The 21491-nt window shown below is 67.0% G+C and carries 20 protein-coding genes; 8 read left to right on the top strand and 12 right to left on the bottom strand.

Annotated features, from left to right (window positions below; translation table 11 throughout):
- Positions 1-12 precede the first annotated feature (12 nt).
- The gene (locus tag J2X34_RS09120) at positions 13-306 is read right to left on the bottom strand and encodes a chorismate mutase (protein WP_114718170.1); all 294 of its coding nucleotides are present in this window, start codon (positions 304-306) and stop codon (positions 13-15) included.
- A 386-nt stretch (positions 307-692) separates the two neighbouring features.
- On the opposite strand from J2X34_RS09120, the gene pcrA reads away from it, so the two are divergent.
- Positions 693-3146, top strand: a complete 2454-nt coding sequence (gene pcrA / locus J2X34_RS09115; protein ID WP_429516705.1) for a DNA helicase PcrA — start codon at positions 693-695, stop codon at positions 3144-3146.
- A gap of 79 nt (positions 3147-3225) precedes the next feature.
- On the opposite strand, the gene J2X34_RS09110 is transcribed toward pcrA, so the two are convergent.
- From J2X34_RS09110 to J2X34_RS09075, 8 genes are all read right to left on the bottom strand, one after another.
- Entirely contained in the window at positions 3226-5706 is a 2481-nt protein-coding gene (locus J2X34_RS09110; RefSeq protein WP_429516703.1) for a LuxR C-terminal-related transcriptional regulator, read from the bottom strand.
- Between the two features lie 240 nt (positions 5707-5946).
- Positions 5947-7146 carry a hypothetical protein gene (locus J2X34_RS09105; RefSeq protein ID WP_429516701.1) on the bottom strand — a complete coding sequence of 400 codons (1200 nt, stop codon included), beginning with the start codon at positions 7144-7146 and terminating at the stop codon, positions 5947-5949.
- Between the two features lie 407 nt (positions 7147-7553).
- Positions 7554-8495, bottom strand: coding sequence for a DUF1214 domain-containing protein (locus J2X34_RS09100; RefSeq protein ID WP_429516699.1), 942 nt, complete (start codon positions 8493-8495; stop codon positions 7554-7556).
- Positions 8496-8558: 63 nt separating this feature from the next.
- Complete coding sequence (locus tag J2X34_RS09095; protein WP_174908748.1) at positions 8559-8867, bottom strand: SHOCT domain-containing protein; 309 nt, start codon at positions 8865-8867, stop codon at positions 8559-8561.
- Between the two features lies 1 nt (position 8868).
- Complete coding sequence (locus J2X34_RS09090; RefSeq protein WP_254622830.1) at positions 8869-9321, bottom strand: DUF6325 family protein; 453 nt, start codon at positions 9319-9321, stop codon at positions 8869-8871.
- Positions 9318-9692: a PLDc N-terminal domain-containing protein gene (locus J2X34_RS09085; protein WP_429516697.1), complete on the bottom strand. Its 375-nt coding sequence runs from the start codon at positions 9690-9692 to the stop codon at positions 9318-9320. Before J2X34_RS09085 ends, J2X34_RS09090 begins: the two co-directional genes overlap by 4 nt.
- Positions 9693-9765: 73 nt before the next feature.
- On the bottom strand, positions 9766-10443 hold the full coding sequence (locus tag J2X34_RS09080; RefSeq protein WP_429516695.1) for a GAP family protein: 678 nt from the start codon (positions 10441-10443) through the stop codon (positions 9766-9768).
- 11 nt (positions 10444-10454) lie between these two features.
- Positions 10455-10664: a hypothetical protein gene (locus J2X34_RS09075; RefSeq protein ID WP_114718177.1), complete on the bottom strand. Its 210-nt coding sequence runs from the start codon at positions 10662-10664 to the stop codon at positions 10455-10457.
- Between the two features lie 108 nt (positions 10665-10772).
- Here J2X34_RS09075 and J2X34_RS09070 point away from each other — a divergent pair, with 108 nt between their 5' ends.
- The 3 genes from J2X34_RS09070 to J2X34_RS09060 all read left to right on the top strand — a co-directional run bounded on the left by J2X34_RS09070 (position 10773) and on the right by J2X34_RS09060 (position 13963).
- A complete protein-coding gene (locus tag J2X34_RS09070) occupies positions 10773-12248 on the top strand; it encodes a LuxR C-terminal-related transcriptional regulator (RefSeq protein ID WP_429516693.1) in 1476 nt (491 codons plus the stop codon).
- Between the two features lie 355 nt (positions 12249-12603).
- Entirely contained in the window at positions 12604-13017 is a 414-nt protein-coding gene (locus tag J2X34_RS09065; protein WP_114718179.1) for a phage holin family protein, read from the top strand.
- A 142-nt stretch (positions 13018-13159) separates the two neighbouring features.
- On the top strand, positions 13160-13963 hold the full coding sequence (locus J2X34_RS09060; protein WP_114718180.1) for a tyrosine-protein phosphatase: 804 nt from the start codon (positions 13160-13162) through the stop codon (positions 13961-13963).
- A 359-nt stretch (positions 13964-14322) separates the two neighbouring features.
- On the opposite strand, the gene J2X34_RS09055 is transcribed toward J2X34_RS09060, so the two are convergent.
- Both J2X34_RS09055 and J2X34_RS09050 read right to left on the bottom strand, forming a co-directional pair.
- Positions 14323-15432 (bottom strand): M23 family metallopeptidase, encoded by a 1110-nt coding sequence (locus tag J2X34_RS09055; protein WP_397484143.1) that lies wholly within the window; start codon positions 15430-15432, stop codon positions 14323-14325.
- A gap of 212 nt (positions 15433-15644) precedes the next feature.
- The gene (locus J2X34_RS09050; RefSeq protein ID WP_429516690.1) at positions 15645-16196 is read right to left on the bottom strand and encodes a hypothetical protein; all 552 of its coding nucleotides are present in this window, start codon (positions 16194-16196) and stop codon (positions 15645-15647) included.
- Between the two features lie 286 nt (positions 16197-16482).
- On the opposite strand from J2X34_RS09050, the gene J2X34_RS09045 reads away from it, so the two are divergent.
- From J2X34_RS09045 to sucD, 3 genes are all read left to right on the top strand, one after another.
- Positions 16483-17508: a hypothetical protein gene (locus J2X34_RS09045; RefSeq protein WP_429516688.1), complete on the top strand. Its 1026-nt coding sequence runs from the start codon at positions 16483-16485 to the stop codon at positions 17506-17508.
- A gap of 145 nt (positions 17509-17653) precedes the next feature.
- Positions 17654-18823: an ADP-forming succinate--CoA ligase subunit beta gene (gene sucC, locus J2X34_RS09040; protein WP_114718182.1), complete on the top strand. Its 1170-nt coding sequence runs from the start codon at positions 17654-17656 to the stop codon at positions 18821-18823.
- A 13-nt stretch (positions 18824-18836) separates the two neighbouring features.
- Positions 18837-19739, top strand: coding sequence for a succinate--CoA ligase subunit alpha (sucD, locus tag J2X34_RS09035; RefSeq protein WP_114718183.1), 903 nt, complete (start codon positions 18837-18839; stop codon positions 19737-19739).
- Positions 19740-19824: 85 nt separating this feature from the next.
- Here the strand turns inward: sucD and J2X34_RS09030 are convergent, their stop codons facing one another.
- The gene (locus J2X34_RS09030; protein WP_114718184.1) at positions 19825-20460 is read right to left on the bottom strand and encodes an IMPACT family protein; all 636 of its coding nucleotides are present in this window, start codon (positions 20458-20460) and stop codon (positions 19825-19827) included.
- Between the two features lie 150 nt (positions 20461-20610).
- Here J2X34_RS09030 and J2X34_RS09025 point away from each other — a divergent pair, with 150 nt between their 5' ends.
- Positions 20611-21489: a DUF5336 domain-containing protein gene (locus tag J2X34_RS09025; RefSeq protein WP_429516685.1), complete on the top strand. Its 879-nt coding sequence runs from the start codon at positions 20611-20613 to the stop codon at positions 21487-21489.
- Positions 21490-21491: the final 2 nt, after the last annotated feature.

The following is a 21491-nucleotide window of genomic DNA, read 5'->3' as shown; positions in this document are numbered from 1 at the left end:
GTGCCGGTGAGGTCAGTGCCCCAGTCGCCCGCGCCCGAGGCGCAGCAGCAGCATCGCGAGGGTATGGCCCTCCTGGCCGAGTTCGCTGAACCGCTCGAGGACCTTCATCTCCCGGCTGTGGACCAGCCGCGGGCCGCCCGACGCCATGCGGGTGCGGCCGATGATCTGGGACACCTCGCTGCGGCGCTTCACCGCCGCGAGAATCTCGGCGTCGAGGCGGTCGATCTCCTTGCGGAGTTCATCGATCTCGGCCTCGCTCGCGGGAACGGGTGACTCGGATGAAGGAGGTGCGGTCGGACTGCTCATATTCTTCTCCTCGTGTCAGAACTGGGTTCGTTCGGTGCCCTCGAGTCGTTACGAATCCGGGTCCAGCTCACAAGAACGCCCCGGGATCCGGTGTGGACCTCGGGGCGCGCGGGGGATCAGGCCGCGGGCACCATAGGTCGGTACCCGCTGGGAAATCGCCTGTGCTCGCGGGGCGAGCGCCATCGGGCGCCCGGCTGGTGCCCCTGCGTGGCAATGATCATTACTCCAGTTTGCCACGCAAATGAGACCAGCCCAAGCAGGGGTGACTGCCTTCACCGTCGACGGGATCGGGTAGCTGCCGAAGTGTCGGACTTCGCCGGTAGCGTTGACAGGCGATGAATACTATTTCCGGGTCCACGATCGGCGCTGCAGGAATGTCGTCAGGTATGTCTTCGGGCGGTGCCCACGGTTCGACCGACGCCCTCCTCGAGGGTCTCAATCCGCAGCAGCGAGAGGCCGTCCTGCACGCCGGATCGCCGCTGCTCATCGTGGCCGGAGCCGGGTCCGGCAAGACCGCGGTGCTGACCCGACGGATCGCGTACCTGCTGGCCGAGCGCGGCGTGATGCCCGGCCAGATCCTGGCGATCACCTTCACCAACAAGGCCGCCGCCGAGATGCGTGAGCGGGTGGCCCAACTGGTCGGCCCCCGCGCCAACAGCATGTGGGTCTCGACGTTCCACTCGAGTTGCGTGCGGATCCTGCGGGCACAGTCGGCGCTGCTGCCCGGCCTGAACTCGAACTTCTCGATCTACGACGCCGACGACTCCCGGCGCCTGCTGACGATGATCTCCAAGGATCTGGACATCGACACCAAGCGCTTCTCCGCGCGGCTGCTCGCCACGCACATCTCGAACCTCAAGAACGAGCTGATCGATCCCGAGGAGGCCGCGGCCACCGCGGACCGGGATCCGGCCGAGATGCCCAAGCTGGTGGCCCGGGTGTACGCGCACTACCAGCAGCGCCTGCGGGCCGCGAACGCGATGGACTTCGACGACCTGATCGGCGAGACTGTCGGGCTGCTGCAGGCGTTCCCCCAGGTCGCGGAGTACTACCGGCGCCGGTTCCGGCACGTGCTGGTCGACGAGTACCAGGACACCAACCACGCGCAGTACGTGCTGGTTCGCGAACTGGTGGGGGAGGCCGCCGAGGGCGCTGTCGATCCGCACACGGTGCCGCCGGCCGAACTGTGCGTAGTCGGTGACGCGGACCAGTCGATCTACGCGTTCCGCGGGGCCACGATCCGCAACATCGAGGAGTTCGAGCGCGACTACCCGGACGCGCGGACCATCCTGCTCGAACAGAACTACCGGTCCACGCAGAACATCCTGTCGGCGGCGAACTCGGTGATCTCCCGGAACACCGGCCGCCGCGAGAAGCGCCTGTGGACCGATTCCGGCGAGGGTGAGCTCATCACCGGGTACGTCGCCGACAACGAGCACGACGAGGCACAGTTCGTGGCGTCGGAGATCGACCGCCTGGTCGACGCCGGCGACGCGAAGTTCGGCGACGTCGCGGTGTTCTACCGGACCAACAACTCCTCGCGTGCGCTGGAGGAGATCTTCATCCGCCTCGGCATTCCGTACAAGGTGGTCGGCGGCACGCGGTTCTACGAACGCAAGGAGGTACGCGACATCGTCGCGTACCTGCGGGTGCTCGCGAACGAGGACGACACGGTGAGCCTGCGCCGCATCCTCAACACTCCCCGCCGCGGGATCGGTGACCGCGCGGAGGCGTGCGTGTCGGTGTTCGCCGAGCAGAAGGGGGTGGGGTTCGCGCAGGCGCTCCGCGCCGGTGCCGAGGGCGTCGTCCCGCTGCTGAACACCCGCTCCCAGAAGGCCATAGCATCGTTTCTCGAACTGATGGACGGGCTGCGGGCGTTGATGGTGAGCACCGACGCCGACGGCAACGATCTCTCCGACATCGGTGAGATCATCGAGGCTGTCCTGGACCGCACCGGGTACCGCCGCGAGCTCGAGGCCAGCAGCGATCCGCAGGACGGCGCCCGGCTCGACAACCTCAACGAGTTGGTCAGCGTTGCAAGGGAGTTCAGCTCCGACGCCCGTAACGCCGCAGCGTTCGCGGAGGACGAGTCCGCCGCCGGTGACGAGTCCGGCGAGGCCGGTGAACGCGACGACGAAGGCCTGCCCGACCCCGGTTCGCTGGCGGCGTTTCTCGAGCGGGTCTCGCTGGTTGCCGACTCGGACCAGGTACCCGACTCGGGTGAGGGCGTCGTCACGCTCATGACGCTGCACACTGCGAAGGGGCTCGAGTTCCCGGTGGTCTTCGTGACCGGCTGGGAGGACGGGCAGTTCCCGCACATGCGCGCGCTCGGTGATCCGGCTGAGCTGTCGGAGGAGCGCCGCCTGGCGTACGTCGGTATCACCCGCGCCCGGCACCGGCTGTACCTGACCCGCGCGATCGTACGCTCCGCGTGGGGGCAGCCGGTCACCAACCCGGAATCGCGTTTCCTGCAAGAGATTCCGGCGGATCTGGTGAACTGGCGCCGCGAGGATCCCGGCGTGCTCGGTGCCGGCGGAGCCATCGGCGGTGGCAGGGCTCGCGGACAGGGATACGGTGGATCCGGTTACGGAGGTTCGGGATTCGGCGGCGGTGGTGGCGGCCGAGGGGCCGGTACGACGCCGAGCTTCGGCGCTCCCCGGGGGCGCAACAACAATCTCGTGCTCGCGGTCGGCGACCGGGTCAGCCACGACAAGTACGGGCTCGGCAAGGTGCTCGAGACGAAGGGCGCCGGACCCACGGCCACCGTGACGATCGACTTCGGTTCGGCGGGTAAGGTCCGCCTGATGCTGATCGGTGGCGTGCCGATGGTCAAGCTCTGACGCAACGAGGCCGATCGGCAGGCTGGATATTCGACTCCGTGGCTGCGTTGCTTCTGGTCAGGGCTGCTCGGTGGGCAGGTCATCGCCGGAGGAGGCCGGCGCGTTCGGCACGGTAGAGGATGTCTGCGCGATCGGCGCTCTGGAACTTCCGGTAGATGCTCTTCAGTCGGTATTTCACGGTGTCTTGTGAGATGAACAGCTCGGCCGCCGCTTCCCGGGTGGTTCGCCCGTTTCGGAGTGCCTCGAGGGTGCGTCTCTCTGCCTCCGTGAGCGGGGGAACCAGCGACACCTGCAGCACTGCGGGCAGCCCGTCGATCTCGTCGACAACATCGACGATGCCGGTTTCTCGTGCGTGGACCGCGAGTGCGCGGAGGCGGTCGAAGGGCACGGAGCCGAGCATGGTACCCTGCCCGTGGAGGTGCTTGTGGGCCATGGCCCGCTCGAACACGACCACCGCTTTGCTCTCCCAACCCGTTTCCCAGAGCACCACAGCGAGGAGGATCAGCGCTTCACCACGGTAGCGGGGTGAGACCTGCCGCCTCAGTATTCGGTCGAGCCTGGTGATGGCGTCACTCGGCTGCCCGCGGGTGAGAGTTATCCGAGCAGATGTGACTTCCACGACGGGCGAGATCGGAAGCTCTCGAAGCTGTCGCTCCGCGCCGGTGACATCGCCCTGCGCGAGCAGCATGTTCGCGGCGTACGCCGCGAGTTCTGTCCGCAAGTACGGTGTGGGCGGGAGGTTCATGGCCCGGGCGCGTGTCAGCTGTGCAAGCGCTTCGGCCGCTCCACAGCGTGTGCGCGCCGATGCTGCCGCAGCGACGACGAGCAGTGGCCAGAACTCGCAGCGACCCCAGCCCGCGTCGCCGTCCAGCAGCGGCTGCGCGGGCCGGTCCGTGTCGGGGGTTTCGAACATGATGACCGCTCTCACGAATTCGAGCTGCCACCCGATGGGCGCGGTGACGGATTGTCCGTCCGTCTCGTGGTGCCGCCCGATTCGTTCGATCTCGCAGCGTGCCCCGTGGATGTTTCCCTCGACGGCGTGGAGGAAGGCCATTCCGACGTGCGCGCAGAGCCGATCCTGGGCTTCTCCGGTCTGATCGCTGAGTCGGATTGCCTCCCCGAAGTTCCGTGATGCGCCAGTGAGTTCTCCATTCAGCGTGTACGTCAACGCGATCCCCGAATGTATGAGGGATCGTGCCGTGCGTAAGGGTGAGGCCCGATCGTCGGAGGTCTCCGCGAGTTGGAGTTCCAAGGCTTCGGCGTGGTTCCGTGCGGCCACCGAATTCCCGAGGATCCGCTCTGCGGTCATGTGCAGATACCGGGCGACGGCGGAGGGCTCGGTGTGGGCGTGGCCCGCCGCGTCGGCTGCGGTTCGGAAGGCCCGCACGAGGCCGCGAAGTGAGAGTGCCGAGGTACCGGCGCGGCCATAGCCGTGGAGCATCCGGGCGCCGGCGAGCAGCGGCGACCGGTCGGAGACATCGCGAGGCACCCCGGTGAGTACCGACGCGATGGGCGAAGGGGCGAGGACCAGGCGCGGGTGCGATTCCAGCAGCCGTTGGAGCCCGGTGTGGTGGCCGGCTTCACTGAACAGCCGCGCGGCGGTGGCCGGATCCTTGCCCTCCACCTCGCGCGCCCACATCAGTTTCAGGCCGAAGATCTCCTCGTTGCCGAGCTCACGCTCCACAATTCCGTGAGCGGTGGTCTCCAACGCGGGATGCACGCGGTTCGACCCGTTGGCCGGGTTGCGCAGGACGAGGCCCGCGTTCTCCAGCGTATGCAGCGCGGTGGCCGTCTCTTGCCGGGCCAGTCCGGACAGGCGTGTCAGTGCTGCGGAGGGTAGGGGCGTGCCGCACCCGGAAAGGACACAGAAGAGCCGTCGTTCAGGGTCCGCCCGATCCAGCAGAAGCGTCTCGAGACTGCCGGTCAGGAACTCCTCTGCCCAGGTGGCAGCCGGCACGTCCGTGCGGTTGTCCGTGCAGGCCGCGGTGAGGGCGAGCGGCCACGACCGGACGAGTCTCCGGACCCCTTCCAGCCAGCCCGGATCGGTGTCCTGGGTACCCGCGAGCGCCGCGGTCTCCTCGCGGGTGAACGCGAGGTCTTCGGGGGCGAGGGACCATGTTTCGTACCGGGCCGTGGTCAGCGGAGCATCCAGGGCCGTGAAGCGGCGCCCGAGGACGACGAGCGAAAGCCCTGGCCCGCTATCGAGGAGCTGGGCCAGGGCTTCGTCCGTCTCGCGGGAGGAGTGGAGGTGCCAGTCGTCGACCACCAGGTGTACCTGACCGGACATGCCGCCGACGACGTGCAGCAGCGACGGATAGTGATCCAGATCGTGCTCGCGCTGGATGCCGGCGGCCGTGGCCAGCCGTGCGGCGGCGAGTCCCCAGAATCGGTGCAGGTCTCCAGCGGTCTCGCGCGCACTCACCCAAGCGACCGGTGCGGCCTGCACGGTCGCCCACTGGGCCGCAGCCAAGGATTTCCCGGCACCCAACGGTCCGCGCAGGATGCGGAGCCGCGGCTGCCGGGCCTCACCCTCGACCAGACGGATCACCCGGTCACGCACCAGCACCTGTGTACGAGCCTCGCGACTCGCACGAGAAAGCCGTCGTCTCGCATTCCCACTCATGCATGCACACTCTCGGTCTCGGAGTTACCTTTCACCAGCACTCGACAGGCGCCATCGCGGGTTGGCTGCGGCCGCACGACGGCCAGAAGCGTCAGGCCGCAGACCAACCCGTGAACCTGGTCCGTGACGTGTCAGTGATGGACAGTTGAGACGCGCGCGGCTCGTTCAGATGTCCGACTACTCGGCGCAGCCACTCGCCTCGAATGCGGACTTGGCCGTGTACTGTCCTTCCGGCAAGTACTGCCCCATGACGGCCTTTTCATCGCCGGGAGTCTTGGTATCATGCGCGGCATGGCTGAAGTCCTTGGACGGCAGCATGTTCCGCATGATCAGGAGGGAATCGTCGGGATGCCCGGCGCCATCGCCAGTCGGCGAGAGCGGCAGCCATGACACCCCGCACTCCTTGGTGGCATTTGCGGGTCGGTCTTCAGGCAGCGACGCGACGATTGTGTAACGACCGGCCGCATCAGTGGTCACCTGCTCGTCGTACAGGCATGCGATCACCTTCGTCGTTGCCAGTGATTCGTTGCTGCACATCGACCAGAACCGCATGTCGACAGCGCCGTTCATATGCTGCGTGCCCGTCGTCGTCTTCGGAGTCCGCGGCAGTTCGCCACGAAGTACCAGAACGTCGCCGAACCCGCGGTTCACTTCGGCCGTGACGTAGCTGTTGTCGATGTTGGAGTACTGTCCGCCCACCCGCTGGGGTGTGCCATCACACTTGCCGAGATAGGTACACCCGAGCGTGAACTCGGCGCTGTAGTAGGCCCGCCACACAGGTGTCTGGTCCGCAGGGAATGTCGCCGGCTTGCCCGGCTGGTCGCGCAGAGCCTTGTACGTGTCCAGCGGCAGTGGAGTGGGCTTCAAGATCGCATTGTCCGCGTCGACCGCCGAACACAGTGCTTCGCCGCGCAGCACCTGACCGTCGGCGAGGTGCAACTCTGGATCCGGTAGTCCTACGCCGCCGGTGAGATCACGTCCATTGTCGGGAAGGTAAATGCGGTAGAGGAGGCTGATCCGATCCTGTCCTGGCACACCGGCATACAGAGTGTTGTGTCGCGGCTCAGCCGGCGGCGTCTCGTCGAGCACAGAGACCGTATACGACCTGCCGTCTTCATTCAGGCGGTCGGCGCCCGGAAGATAGGTGTTCTGCGAACCGGCGTCCGGGGCGGTCGAAATGTCGTTGAGGACGGCGGTCGGCATCGCGGTGCCGGCGTTGTACGAGTTCAACGACTGGTAACGCGCGTGCGCGTACTGCCCCCGGATGACCAGTTCGGCATCCTCCGGGACAGTGAACTGCGCAGCCCAATAGACCGCCGCGGTGTCGGGGAAGGCGTAGTTGAGCTGCGGGTCTGCGAGCTCGGGATTGACTGGCACGGACCAGAAGCAGGTCGACACCGGATACTCGGGATCGGGGCCGCTCGAACCGGGATCGACGGATCCGAATCCGGATCCGCTCGACGAGCCGAGATCGACGGATCCGAATCCGGATCCGCTCGACGAACCGAGATCGACCGATCCAATCGCCGGCTCAGCGACCGCGGACCCGGTCCCGGGCAACGCTGTGATCGCGGTCAGCGCCGCCGCAGCTACGAACGTTTTCAATGAAGGCATCTCGCTCCTTGTGAGGTGGCTGACGAATTGTGGTAGATCCCCGTTGACGGCGACTTGTGAAGGGCACCAACTCCAGTGGTGTCTGCGCGGGCCTGGGTATCGATGGTGAGTCCGAGTGGGATCGCATGCCGGTGCTGCCCCACCCGGCGGGGCAGTGGCCCCGCTCCCCGCTAGAGCGCTTCGGGACGCGGCGCCGTCCAGGTGCCGTCGAGCACGGAGGGCCGGGGGCGGTACAGCCGCAGCACGTAGTTCCAGCCCGGCATGATGGGCAGGGCGTTCGCGACACCATCGAGGTGTACGCCGAAGCGGATGGTGGTACCGCCGTCGGCGTCGGGGGTGGCGGTGAGGCTGTTGATGCTGTTCACGCCCAGGGCGTTCTCCTCGAAGTAGCCGGCCGCGTTGTACAGCGACACCGACCAGAACGCATCCACCGGAACGTCGTTCAGACGGAGACGGTATTCCGCGACAGGGAGGCGTTCGTCGACGCTGACGTAGGTGGCCTCCTGTTCAGGGAGGCCACCCCAGCCGGAGGCGGTGCCGAGCAGGTGCATGATCGGATCGACTTCTGCTGCGGTGCCGAATGATCGGTCGTACTTGCTGACGCCGCGAGCGAGTGCGAGGATCGCGTCGCGGGTCTCGTTCTGCGACTGCTCGTCGTAGCCGGGCAACGGGAACTCGCCTGATCCGCCGCCGTCGATGGCGAGGACGTCCTGCAGCCGGTTCACCTCGGCGACGTCTTCGGGGCTGTTCGGATCGACGAGGATGCGCACGATGAGTGCGGCGTAGTCGGTCCCGACCAGTTCGCGCGTGAGCACGTGCTCTCCCGGATCGCGCAGGATGACCGGACCGTAATGATCTTGACTGATCACCCACACGGAGATGTAGCGCTTGCCGGTATCCGGCACCGTGATCGTGACGTCTTCGCGCACGTCGATGATGCTGCTGCTGTACAGGGTGTCGCGGTTCTGGCGGATGATCGGCTGGTTGTCGAGCGGCTCGAGCTCACGAGTGTGGTTCCAGGTGCCCAGGCCGCCGCCCGCGGCCAGGCGAGCGAACATGAGATCGGATTCTGCCCGATTGAAGTTCAGGATGTTGACGGGAATCGCGGACATGGCGGGTTCCATTCGGTGTCGGGTACGGCACGGGAGCGGGTATCCCTCGCCCCGTCGGGGAATTCAGCCGAGCAGTCGCGCTTTCGCGGCTTCGAACTCGGCATCGCTCAGCAGGCCTTGTGATTTGAGATCGCCGAGTTTCTGCAGCTCGGCGACGAGATCGACCGGGGCAGCGGGCGCGCGTGTGGTCATCGCGCGTGCTGCCTGCTGCTGGGCCAACTCGTACTGGGCCTGCTCGTACTCGGCCTGGGCCCTTCGCTGCCGGCGGGTGGCCATACCGTCGCTGACGGCGGTCGCGGTACCGGTCACGATCGCGGTGCGCGCGGCAAGGCCCAGCAGTCCGGGTCGACCGGTTCTCGGGATGAAGGGCATGTCAGACCTCCAGTTTCGGGGTGATCGTGTCCATGAGGGCGTTGACGATCGGGGCGGGAATCCGCTCGTAGCCCAGTAGCACCGCGCCCGACTCGGCGGTCCGGGCGGCGAGCTCACGCTGATAGACCAGCTCGAGCGCGACCAGCAGCGCCGCAGCGCCGGCGGGGATCGCCGCCGCGAGTTCGGTGATGTCTTCATGCCCGAGGAGACCGGACGCGCCGAGCATCTCGACATTGATCTCGAAGCCGTTCGGCAACTCCTCGACCTCGATGAGGGTGAGTTCGCCGTCCTCGGACTTGGAGATGACGATCAGATCGAGCAGCTGCACCAGGCCGGTATCTGCAAGGTCGGTGAGCGCGGAGAGTGCGGCCGGGTCGAGGCTCTCCCCGGGCAGGCCGAGAAGATAGAAGTCGACGGGTCCGAAACGCGCGGCACTCACCACGTCGCCGCTCACGAGAGGACCTTCAGCTTCAGTGCGGTGAACTCGTCCTCGTTGATGGCTCCTGTTTCGAGGAGTGCTGCGGCTGTGGCGATCTCCTCGCTGGGGCTCTTCCCTGCGACCTCGCGGATATACGATTCGGCAGCGTTCTCCGCGTCGCGTGCGGCCTTGTTGCTGCGTTCCGTCATCCCTTCGCCGCGGGCGACGAGATAGACGAGCGCTGTCACGATGGGCAGGAAGAGCAGGAAGAAGACCCAGAGGGCCTTCAACCAACCATTCAGCTTATGGTCGCGGAACAGGTCGGCAATGATCGCGAACAGCGCGAAGAGATATCCGATGAAGACGGTCGCCGACAGCATCCAGCCGAGGCTTTCCCAGAAGTTCATGTGTGTTGTCCGATTCGTGTAAGGGGCCGCGGGGTTCGCGGCCGATTGATGAGGGAGAGTGGCGAAGCAGAGGTCAGAGGGAGGCGATGGCCTTGCCGAGGATGAGTGCCGCCATGAATGCCATGAGTACGGTCATGACCACGTTGTTCTCGCGGACGAGCCACCGGTGCAGGGCATCCAGCGGTCCCCGGAGCTGCTCTGAAGCGACGATGAACGCCGAGACCAGCACCCACACCGTCGAGGTGGCGCACAGGACGAAGACCCCCGTCGCGATACTTGCCGGGAGGGCGGCGAGACCGGCGTCTCCGATCGTCACTCCGGCGCTCGCGGCGATGAGGAGGTTCTTCGGGTTGAGTGCCGAAAGCAGGAGGCCGAGGCCGAATGCGCGCTTCAACGTGAAGCCGTCGATGGCGGCCATCCATTTCGGGAGTGCGGGATCCACGCCGGGCTTCGGTCGGCCTCGCCATTGCCTGACCGCGAGCAACAGCAACAGGGCCGCGAGCAGGAGCTGCACGATTGCACGCGGCACGTTCGATCCACCCGAGTCGCCGTGGGGTGTGAGCAGGCCGGCGAGCAACACGAACGCCGTCACCGCGATGGCGATCCCGAGGATCCAGCCGATCAGGAATCCGGGGCCGGTGCGGCGAGCGCTCGAGGAAAGCAGCATGAGAATGGCCGCGATGATCGGGAAAGGGCTGATCGCGATGCCAAGCGCGAGCGGCAGCGTCTCCCCGATGACAGAACCCAACATGGTCAGTTCCCCTACGTAGCAGTCGCGTCGGTGGGAGCGGTTGCGAGTTCGGCGACGGAGGCCCGGTTCGTCGGGTGGATCGGATCTCCTTCGCGCACGACCTCGAAACGGCCCAGCCGCGGAAGCGCGCCGCTGCGCACCCAGCTGAACGCGAGCAGCGTGACTCCGGCAAGGAACTCCCGCCCGACATTCCGCCGGCTCAACCCGGCAATTCCGTTCATTGCGGCAATTCTCACCGGTTCCTGCAGGCTTCGATCGCGGTCTCATCCGCAGCGGATGAGACCGGATTTCTATGGCCGATGAATGCTCGTCTCGAGTATCTTCGACACATGATCGAAGCCGTGCGTGAGGCACTCGCCTCCGGTGAGGCAGAGCAGGCTCGAAGCGTCCTACGGAAGAACTGGCTCCGTCTGATTCTCGAATCTCACACGAGGGAACTCGAGCAGCTCTGCCTTGCCCATCCTGATCCGCACGACCCGCACATCCTGCTGATACGGGCGTGCTGCCGCGACCTCAGTGGCGACCCGTACGGTGCGGAGTTTCTCCGCGGACAGGGTTTACGGGTTGCGTCTGACGATTTCGTCGTCTGCTTCACTGACCTGCTGCTCGCTCCAGACTCCTCGACCAAGGCCGTCATCGCCGATCGCGCGCGCCACGCGCTCGCCCAGTGCGAACCGGAGGACGATTACCCATCCGCGCTTTTCCTCCTCGGATGGACCGAGGTCAGGCTTCGTCGCGATCTCCCTCGTGCTATCGCGCTACTTCGCTCCGCCAGCGATGAGGCGCAGTTGCAGTCGCGTGCGGAGACGTTGCGTCTCGCGCAATCCAATCTGGCCTTTGCGCTCACCCACGCGGGAGCATTCACCGAAGCCGAACAGATCCTCGACGGACTCCCTTCCAGGGAGGTGGCGTCCGACTGGGAACGCTTCGAAGGTGATCTCCCACAGTCGAATCGAGGGTGCATTGCTTTCTGGCGCGGCGACTTCGAGGAGGCGATCGCTCACTTCGACTCCGTCATCGTAGAGGGCAGCCCCGGAACCAACTTCGAGGCGCTCGCCCGTCTCTACTTGGTGATGAGCCTGATCGCTCTGAACCGGGAAGACCGATACCACACCGCGGCGCGTTTGCTGCGAGGCGTGAGCACTGCGGACAAGCATGGCATTCCTTGGGATACGCTGCGGCGCGTCACCACGGCCTGGCTCGCCCACGCGCAAAGGCAGGACGAGCAAGCTCGCCGTATCGCCAGGCCTGTTCTTACCCGCACAGGTGCTGCGGTTGCTCATGCGCTTCTCGCGGAACTCTATCGAGTCTTGGGGGATCCGGAACCGTCGGCTCGAGCGCTTCGCCTCGCAACATCGGCCGGGCTGCCGCGATATGCGCTGGTGAGCACACTCGTCACCTCAGCCGCACTGAACTCCGTATCAGGGCATGGTCTCCAAGCGCATGAGCAGCTGGATCGTGCGCTGGAGGCTGCATTCCCCGAACGGATTCTCGCCCCATTTCTCTCTGACGATCCGGTGATTGTCGATCTCTTGAACGCTCACGCAATACGGGGGTCGAGACATCACGAGCTCTTGTGCACGATCCTGGAACGGCGGAACCAACTGTCGGTACTGCTCGCGGGAGTCCTGACGGAACGAGAAAAGGAGATACTCACATATCTGCGTACCGCGATGACTGCAGATGAGATCGCAGCGCACCTCGGCATCGCTTACCCCACGGTGAAGACGCACATTCGCTCGATCTACCGCAAGCTGGGCGTGACCAAACGTCGTGCTGCTGTTCAAGCAGCCGACAGCAGATAGCTTGCGGGGCGGTCCGACTCGTCAACGGAGTACTTCAACGGGGGGCGCACTCGGCGGGTAGAAACGCGGGTAGTTTTTTTCTGTCCGTCGTTGTTGTCGAGATTGCCGCTACTGATTGCGGCCGGTTTCGAGCGCGCCGGCTCTGGCGGATCGCAGGCCAGCGGAGACCTGGTCGTATGCGCGGGTTCGAGGCCTTCTGTCGTTGGCTCCGCGAGGTCAGTGAAGCGCAGCCGACCGGTTTCGGCTTCCTCGCCGCGACGCCTCGGACCGATGATCGTCGGAGGGCAAACCCATTATTGTTCCGAGAACACCGGGTAGTCGCCGGGTGGCTCGACTGATCAAGGAGGCACGACGTATGCGTCTGCTGTTCCAGCTCTTTTCGCAATGCGTACTCGGTGTGGTGGCGTTGATCGTGGTGCATTTCGTTTTACCCGGGGTGGATCTGAGCTTCACCGGATTCTTCGTGGCAATCGGCGTATTCACCTTGGCCCACATGATTCTCGGCCCGTTCGTGCTCAGCGTGGCGCAGCGCTATGCCGCTCCGCTTGCGGGTGGTGTCGGGCTGGTCGCCACGCTGCTCGCGCTGTGGGTTGCATCCCTGTTCCCCGATGGCATTCAGATCAGAGGCGTCCAGTCTTGGATCTTCGCACCGATCATTGTCTGGGTGATCACGGCACTCGGCGGGTGGATCTTCATGGCCTTCGTCATCGACAGGTGGCTCAAACGACGCAGTGCAGAGAAGCTCGTGCGCAGTGTGAATCAGGCGTGACGGTTGATACTGCTCCTTGTCGCAGCAGTGCTGACCGTGGCGATCGTCCTCGTCGGTGTCGCGCGGTTCGACGGTCCCTCACAATTGCCTCCACGCTCCGCCGAAATATCTTGTCCTGGAACCAACCCCGTAGGAGTCAGCTATGACCGCTCACCCGCTCGACCGTCGCGTTCTCCTGAAGAGTGCCCCGAACTTCCGTGACCTCGGCGGTATTCCCGTTGCATCCGGCACCGTCCGCCCGGGCGCGCTGTACCGCTCGGCGACGCTCGCGAAGCTCGACGACGACGACCTCACCGCCTTCGAGGTCCTCGGTGTCACGACTGTGTACGACCTCCGCACTGCTGCCGAGCGCGAAGGTGCCTTCGATCGCCTTCCCGACACGGTGCGTACGGTCTGGCTCGACGTGCTGGCCGACAATGCCCAGAACGCCGCGGCCACCGGACTTCTCATGACGGACCCGGTCGCATACGCCGGGACGATCAACGACGGGCGCGGGATCGGGCAGATGGAGGAGGCGAACCGCAACTTCGTCAGTTTGCCCTCAGCGCTGAGCGCATACCGCGCGTTCTATCTCGACCTGATCGACGAGAAGCGTGCCGGGGCCGCCCTCTTCCACTGCACCACCGGCAAGGATCGCACCGGATGGGCCGCGACCTCCTTCCTGCTCCTCCTCGGCGCCGACGAGACCGACGTGCGCGCCGATTACCTCGAAACGAACACCGATCTGGCGCCCATGACCGATCCGATCCTCGCCTTCGTCGAGAGCAAGGGTGTCGACCCGGAGCTGATCCGTCCTCTCCTCGGTGTCCGTGAGAGCTACATCGATGCCGCTCTCGACGAGATGCGCACCCACTTCGGCACCGTCGAGGACTACGCGCGTGACGGGCTCGGACTCACCGCGGAGCAACTCGCGACGCTGCGCGAGCGGTTCACTCAGTCTTCGTAGAACCATCCAGTCGGAGTGGATCGCGCAGCGCGGGAACCGATCCGCCCCAGCCGATTGCCGGTGTCGTCGAGGACTGCACTCAGGATCCGTTGCGACACTGTAGAAGTCGGCCGGTGGGCGCAGTACGGCTCGAACGGGATTTCGGTTCGGAACCCAGTTCCCTGCTCCAGGATTCGCCTCGGGTCGAACCGACGACGAGTGTCCGACGGGGCCCACTCGTCCACGCCCTCATCGGTGCGGGCGCTGCAGGACCTCTTCTGAATCGCGAGCAACCGCCGAGGCGTTCGAGCGGGCCGGTCGCCGGGGACGGGCTCGTCCGCTCAGTGTGGTGACGCAGGCCGTGATCGTGGGATCGAGCGTCAGGGCTGCTCGACGCCGAGGCTGATGCCGCGGGTGGCGAGCCAGGGGAGCGGATCGATCTTGTTCTCGCCGGCCAGGTGCACTTCGAAGTGCAGGTGCGGGCCGGTGGAGAAGCCGCGGTTGCCCATCGTGGCGATCTGATCGCCGGCCATGACCTTCTGGCCCACCGTGACCAGCGTGGTGTCGATGTGGCCGTACACGGTGATGGTGCCGTCGGCGTGCTGGACGCGCACCCACATGCCGAAGCCGGAGGCCGGACCCGAATCGATGACCTCGCCGTCGGCGACCGCGTAGATCGGGGTGCCGATGGCGTTGGCGATGTCGACACCGGCGTGCAGTGTGCCCCAACGTGCCCCGAACGACGAGGTGTAGGTGCCCTTGGCGGGGAGGACGAACAGCGGGCGGCGGGCGGCGGCCTCGCGGGCCGCGCGCTCCTCGCTGAAACGCTGGCCCTTCGCGAGGAGGTTGGAGAACTGCCCCAGATCGGTGGGGTTCGCGACCGCGAGCACCTGGGGTGCCGAGCTGTCGGAGGAGGGATTCTGAGCGACGTCGCTGAACTGGGCGGCCTGCGGAACGGCGGTGGTCGCGGCGGCGCCGGAAGCGGTGAGGGAGACCTCGGAGTGATCGGAGTCCTTGGCCGGCGAACTGATTGCTGCCTGGCCCGCGGCGACGACTGCGCCGGCGGCTACCGCGATGACTGCGGCGCGGCCCTTGAGGGCGGAGGGGGGAGTGGGGAGGCGGTGTAAGCCGCCGCGTCGCGCCGGGGCGGCGACATCGCGGGCCGCGTCAGCGGATCCGGCGGGGGTGAAGGCGTCGAAAGGAGTCGAGTCTTCGAGGTTTTCGGACTTGTTCTCATTGTGGAGCATGGCGCTGCAAATCTCAGAACTTTCGGCCTCGGAGTAACGAACCTCCGGGGGCGTCGGATAGCTGGGCGTGACGCCGTCGTCCACTCGGTGTAGCAGCGTGACCGGAGACGGCTCCGCTGCTGGATTGCAACGCTCGAACTCGTGATCTGCCGCGGTCCGAAATGCCTGCGAAGGCTCGATGGATTCCGGGTCGGCGTGTTGTTTCACAAATCGACTGGCCGTGAACTGAGCGCGGTGGTGCATGTGCCCTGCCGTCCTCCTGTCCGTGACCTGCCTGTGACTTAGACCCTGGCGACGGTAACGAAACGGTTGCGGCGGGGCAACCTGTAGCCCATGACGAATCGACAGATGTGACCGGCGTCACAAGCTGAGCTGGGCGGATGTCGAACATCCCGAATGGTCTCGTTCATATATCGGGATGACACGGCGGTGTTACACACCACGCGGTGACGTGTTCACGAGATAGCGTCGCGCGGGTGGAATCCCCAACCCAGTCGCGCGCGGTGTCCGCAGTAGCCCACCCCGATGCGGCCCGGCGCGAGCCCGCCGTCGGGTCGTCGCCCAGCATCGCTGGGAAGCTGTCGATCGCCGCCGTCACGACCGCGGCGATCGGTGCGATCGGGGTCGCTGCGGGCTCCCTGACGGCGGTGGCACGGACGGCGGACGGCACTCGCATCCCCGCAGTGGGTGGCGCGACCCTGATCGCCGTGGTGGCCGCTCTCGCGGTTCCGGCCGTCGCCGCCGCGCTGATGTCCCGGTGGCCCGCTGCGGCGGGCGCACTGCTGGCCGGCGCCGGCGCGGTGACGGTCGGGCTGTGCGTCCTCGACATCCAGTTGTGGACCGATCCGATCGACGCCAACCGGCTGGAGCTGTTCCGTCCCGCGACTGCCGCCGGCATCACCACCGGACCCGGCGCCGCGTTGATCCTGGCCGGTCACCTCGGCGCCGTGGCGGCGGGGGCGCTCGGCCTCCTGACGGTGCACCGGGCGTCGCACGCCGACGGGCACGGCGCATCGCCCGATCCGGACGCGGTCGGGCGTCCCGCGGGCTCGCGGATCGGATTCGGGCTAACTGCAGGCGTTCTCGTGTCCGCGGGTGCGCTGGCGCTCGCGCTGCTCGTGCGCCCGCTGGCGTCGAACGACCCGGTGATCCTGGTGCGTGCCGCGATCGCCTCGGACGGTGCCACCCCGATCGGTGCGGTGGTCGTCGCCGTAGCCGTTCTGATCGTCGTCGCCGCTGCGCTGGCGTCGACCGACGTCGCGGTGGCCGCCGGGGCGATCGGGGGAGCCCGGTGTGGCGGCGCTCGGGCTGGTCGGCAGCCGGCTCGCCGCCGGGCTCGTCGACGACCGCCTCGCTCCCGGCCCGGGCGCGGTGTGGGGCACGGTCGGCGCCGTGCTGCTGATCGCTGCGGCGGTGTCGATCCCCGTCGCCGCGCGACACCGCGAGCAGCGCGCGGCGGAGTTGTCCGTCGCGGGGCACCGGGATCGTGCGGTAGCCCGGTCGACACCGCGGGAAACCGTCGGCCGATGGCACACCGCCACGGGCGTCGCGGGAATCTGCGCCGGGTTGCTGGCCGGCGCCGGCGCGCTGCTGCCCGTGCTGACAGTCCCGGATCCGCTCCCGGCTCCCGAGTTGCCCGCGACCCGAGTCGTGCTGGTCGCGGCGGCGCTGATCGCGATCGCGGCCGTGTGGCTGCTGATGTCGGAGTTCGCGGCCCTCGTCCGTCCCGTCGTCGGCGTGCTGTGGGTGTCGGTGGTCGCCGCGGTCGCGAGCGTCGCGCAGAGCGCCCTGGCGGCCCTCGAGATCCCCGGAGTCGGATTGGGTGCGGGGAGCTGGCTCATGGCCGCCGCGGCGCTCGTCGCGGTCGTGACGGGGCTGCTGGCGGGATTCGCGGGCGCGGCCGAACGCGACGACGTCGACACGTCGCAACGCGTCGACCCGGTCCGTTCGGTGGTGGTCGTCGGCGTCCTCGCAGCGACCGCGGTTGTCCTCGCCTACGTGCTCCCGCTGTACCGCGGGGCCGACGGAACGGCCGCGTCCCTCGGGCGGTTCCCATGGGGATGGGACGCGTGGGGACAGGCGTTGTCGGCCGTGGTCGTCGTCGTTGCGGTGCTGGTCGCAGTGCATGCCCGCGCGGCCCGCGCGGCCGCTCTTCTCGCAGGTGCGGCCGTGATCATGGCCTGTCATCTCGTGGCGTGGTCACTGTCGGCGGGTCGTCTGACGGATCCGGTCGCAGGCCCGGGCGTCGCACCTGCAATCCTTGCCGTGGCGCTCCTCGCCGGGACTGCGACCCTCGCCGGGTATCGCAACCCGCGGTGAGTCGTGCCGCGACGACTGTCGACGCGTGACATATGCCACATAGCATGTGGGCGAGCGATAGTCGATTGATTGAACTAGTTAAAGTCCGACACGGACCCGCTCCTACCCCTCGAGCGGGCGTCAACGCAGACGAGACGGTGAGCAGATGGATCTCTTCGAATACCAGGCGAAGGAACTCTTCGCCAAGCACGACGTGCCGACGTCGGCCGGCCGTGTTACCGACACTGTCGCCGGTGCCCGCGAGATCGCCGAGGAAATCGGCAAGCCCGTGATGGTCAAGGCACAGGTCAAGGTCGGCGGCCGCGGCAAGGCCGGTGGCGTCAAGTACTCGCCCGACGCGGATGCCGCGCAGGCGAACGCCGAGGCGATCCTGGGCCTCGACATCAAGGGCCACGTCGTCAAGAAGCTGCTGGTCGCAGAGGCGAGTGACATCGCCGAGGAGTACTACATCTCCTTCCTGCTGGACCGCACCAACCGCACGTACCTGGCCATGTGCTCGGTCGAGGGTGGCGTCGAGATCGAGGTCACCGCCGAGGAGAACCCCGACGCCCTCGCGAAGATCCCCGTGGACGCCGTCAAGGGTGTCGACCTCGCGTTCGCGCGCAGCATCGCCGAGGCCGGCAAGCTGCCCGCCGAGGTGCTCGACGCCGCGGCCAACACGATCCAGAAGCTGTGGGAGGTCTTCATCAAGGAAGACGCTCTCCTCGTCGAGGTCAACCCGCTCGTCCGTACGCCCGACGACCAGATCCTGGCCCTCGACGGCAAGGTCACGCTGGACGAGAACGCTGCGTTCCGTCAGCCCGGCCACGAGGCTTTCGAGGATCGTGACGCCACCGATCCCCTCGAGCTCAAGGCCAAGGAGAACGACCTCAACTACGTCAAGCTCGACGGCGAGGTCGGCATCATCGGTAACGGCGCCGGCCTGGTCATGTCGACCCTGGACGTCGTCGCCTACGCAGGCGAGAAGCACGGCAACGTCAAGCCCGCCAACTTCCTCGACATCGGTGGCGGCGCCTCGGCTGCCGTCATGGCTGCCGGCCTGGACGTCATCCTGAACGACGCGCAGGTCAAGAGCGTGTTCGTCAACGTCTTCGGTGGCATCACCGCGTGTGACGCGGTCGCCAACGGCATCGTCGGTGCGCTGCAGACCCTGGGCGACGAGGCCAACAAGCCGCTCGTCGTGCGCCTGGACGGCAACAACGTCGAAGAGGGTCGTCGCATCCTCGCCGAGGCCAACCACCCGCTGGTGACGGTCGTCGCAACCATGGACGAGGCTGCCGACAAGGCTGCCGAGCTCGCCTTCGCAGCGAAGTAAGGGACACACAACAATGGCTATCTTCCTGACCAAGGACTCCAAGGTCATCGTCCAGGGCATCACCGGCGGCGAGGGCACCAAGCACACCGCCCTGATGCTCAAGGCCGGCACCCAGGTCGTCGGTGGCGTCAACGCTCGCAAGGCCGGCACCACGGTCTCGCACACCGACAAGGACGGCAACGCCGTCGAGCTGCCGGTCTTCGCGACCGTCGCCGAGGCCATGAAGGAGACCGGCGCGGACGTCTCCATCGCGTTCGTCCCCCCGGCCTTCTCGAAGGACGCCATCGTCGAGGCCATCGACGCGGAGATCCCGCTGCTCGTGGTCATCACCGAGGGCATCCCGGTCCAGGACTCCGCTTACGCGTGGGCCTACAACGTCGACAAGGGCAACAAGACCCGGATCATCGGCCCCAACTGCCCCGGCATCATCACCCCGGGTGAGGCGCTGGTCGGCATCACCCCGGCGAACATCGCCGGCAAGGGCCCGGTCGGCCTGGTCTCCAAGTCGGGCACCCTGACCTACCAGATGATGTTCGAGCTGCGTGAGTACGGTTTCTCGACCGCCATCGGCATCGGCGGCGACCCGGTCATCGGCACCACCCACATCGACGCCATCGAGGCGTTCGAGAAGGATCCCGAGACCAAGGTCATCGTGATGATCGGTGAGATCGGTGGCGACGCCGAGGAGCGTGCCGCCGATTACATCAAGGCCAACGTCACCAAGCCGGTCGTCGGCTACGTGGCGGGCTTCACCGCTCCCGAGGGCAAGACCATGGGCCACGCCGGCGCCATCGTCTCCGGTTCCTCGGGCACCGCGCAGGCCAAGAAGGACGCCCTCGAGGCGGCCGGCGTCAAGGTCGGCAAGACGCCGTCCGAGACCGCTGCTCTCGCTCGGGAGATCCTGAAGAACCTCTGATCGACGTCCGATCACACGAACGGCGCTCGCAGCCAAGGCCTTCCGCCTGGCCGCGAGCGCCGTTCGCGTTCGGTGGGCGGCACAGTCAGACGTCCACCCACTGAACCCCCGCAGGCGTGAGTTCACCTGCGCCGGAAGTCAGTTCGGCGACGATCGACGCGAGCTGGGTGGGATTGCGGGTCGCGAGCGTGAAGGTGACCGCGGCGCCGTACGCGGCGTCGACGACGCTCACCCCGCGGGCGCGGAGTTCGGACTCCATGCGTCCGGCCGTGTCGTGGCCCACCTCGACGGACACCAGTTCGAGGCGTTCCCGGCTCAGCAACGCCGACGCGGCGACCGCCTCGTCGACGGCGGCGACCACAGCGCCCGAGTACGCGCGCACCAGCCCGCCGGCACCGAGCTTGATGCCCCCGAAGTAGCGCGTGACGACCACCGCCACGTCCACGAGGTCCCGGGCCCGCAGGACCTGGAGCATCGGAATCCCCGCGGTACCGCCCGGTTCGCCGTCGTCGTTCGACCGCTCGATCCGGTCCGACGGGCCGTTGCCCGTGATGTACGCCCAGCAGTGGTGCCGCGCGTCGGGATACCGGCGGCGCCGCTCGTCGACGAATTCCTGGGCGTCGGACGGGCCGTCGATCCGCCGGAGCACCGCGATGAAGCGCGAATGCTTGACCTCGGTCTCGGTCTCGACGTCGGAACCGGCTGGCAGCGTGAAGGGCATGAGCCCATTTTCCCGTGCGGTGCAGCGCGACCGGACACGCGGCGTGTCTGCCACCGGAGTCGTCGCGGTCTCGCCGACACCTTTCCCGATGATTCGCGTGGATGATCAGGGTAGCGTTCATGGGGTTTGATACGTCGACTAGGAGCAGACATGACTTACACCGACGGAGGGTCCGGCTTCGGTCAGCCCTCGCAGCCGCCGGCGGCGAACGGCACGAAGAGTTTGTCGTTCTATCTCGGTATTGCGGTCCTCGCGCTGGGTGTCGTCAACTTCCTCCTCGGGTTCGCTCCCTACCTGAAGAACTCGACGAGCTCCAGGTACGGCCTCGAGTTCTCGGCGAACGCGTTCGAGAGCGACGGCACTCTCCCGCTCAGCTTCCTGCTCCTCGGCGGACTGCTGGCCGGTCTGACGCTGCTGCCCAAGCAGTCCTACGCCGGCCCCGCTGCGGCGGCCTCGCTCGTCGGCTTCCTCGTGTCGTTCGTCCTGATGCTCAACATTCCCACCGGCGGCAGCCTCGCCGGCGGCGGCGTCATGATCCTGATCCTGGCGTTCATCCAGGCGGTGATCGCGACGGCGGTGTTCCTGTTCGGTGCCGGACTCGTCAAGCAGCCGCAGGGTCGACCGACTCGCACCCACGTCCACCCCGCCGCCTACGGTCACCCGCAGGGATACCCGGGCCAGGCACCCCAGCAGGGGTACGGAGTTCCGGGTGGCCAGCAGGGCTACGCCCAGGGGTACCCGCAGCAGCCGACCTACGGTCAGGCCGGTCAGCCGCAGCCGGGCTATCCGCAGCAGGGGTACGCGCAGCCTCAGCAGTCGCAGCCCACGGCCGGCTACGGACAGTTCCAGGCCGGTCAGCAGCCGTACCAGGCGCAGCAGCCGACGCAGCACATTCCGCAGCAGCAGACGCCGCAGCCCGAGGCGCCGTCGGCGCCCCCCGCCGCACCGGCCGGTTCTCCCGATTCGCCGGGCGCGCCCACCCAGGCGTTCGGTGCCCAGACCGAGAACCCGGACGACGAGAAGAAGTGATC

The organism is Rhodococcus sp. BE178 (genome assembly GCF_050433545.1).
Classification (GTDB): Bacteria; Actinomycetota; Actinomycetes; order Mycobacteriales; family Mycobacteriaceae; genus Prescottella.
Note: the sequence above shows the minus strand (reverse complement) of the source record. Positions and strands in the feature narration are given on the sequence as shown.

Coding starts and splice junctions, on each gene's coding strand:
- J2X34_RS09075 (WP_114718177.1), bottom strand. CDS start 10,664: ATGAACGGAATTGCCGGGTTGAGCCGGCGGAATGTCGGGCGGGAGTTC.
- pcrA (WP_429516705.1), top strand. CDS start 693: ATGTCTTCGGGCGGTGCCCACGGTTCGACCGACGCCCTCCTCGAGGGT.
- J2X34_RS09080 (WP_429516695.1), bottom strand. CDS start 10,443: ATGTTGGGTTCTGTCATCGGGGAGACGCTGCCGCTCGCGCTTGGCATC.
- J2X34_RS09065 (WP_114718179.1), top strand. CDS start 12,604: ATGCGTCTGCTGTTCCAGCTCTTTTCGCAATGCGTACTCGGTGTGGTG.
- J2X34_RS09030 (WP_114718184.1), bottom strand. CDS start 20,460: ATGCCCTTCACGCTGCCAGCCGGTTCCGACGTCGAGACCGAGACCGAG.
- J2X34_RS09120 (WP_114718170.1), bottom strand. CDS start 306: ATGAGCAGTCCGACCGCACCTCCTTCATCCGAGTCACCCGTTCCCGCG.
- J2X34_RS09025 (WP_429516685.1), top strand. CDS start 20,611: ATGACTTACACCGACGGAGGGTCCGGCTTCGGTCAGCCCTCGCAGCCG.
- J2X34_RS09095 (WP_174908748.1), bottom strand. CDS start 8,867: ATGCCCTTCATCCCGAGAACCGGTCGACCCGGACTGCTGGGCCTTGCC.
- sucC (WP_114718182.1), top strand. CDS start 17,654: ATGGATCTCTTCGAATACCAGGCGAAGGAACTCTTCGCCAAGCACGAC.
- J2X34_RS09070 (WP_429516693.1), top strand. CDS start 10,773: ATGATCGAAGCCGTGCGTGAGGCACTCGCCTCCGGTGAGGCAGAGCAG.
- J2X34_RS09100 (WP_429516699.1), bottom strand. CDS start 8,495: ATGTCCGCGATTCCCGTCAACATCCTGAACTTCAATCGGGCAGAATCC.
- J2X34_RS09085 (WP_429516697.1), bottom strand. CDS start 9,692: ATGAACTTCTGGGAAAGCCTCGGCTGGATGCTGTCGGCGACCGTCTTC.
- sucD (WP_114718183.1), top strand. CDS start 18,837: ATGGCTATCTTCCTGACCAAGGACTCCAAGGTCATCGTCCAGGGCATC.
- J2X34_RS09060 (WP_114718180.1), top strand. CDS start 13,160: ATGACCGCTCACCCGCTCGACCGTCGCGTTCTCCTGAAGAGTGCCCCG.
- J2X34_RS09055 (WP_397484143.1), bottom strand. CDS start 15,432: ATGCACCACCGCGCTCAGTTCACGGCCAGTCGATTTGTGAAACAACAC.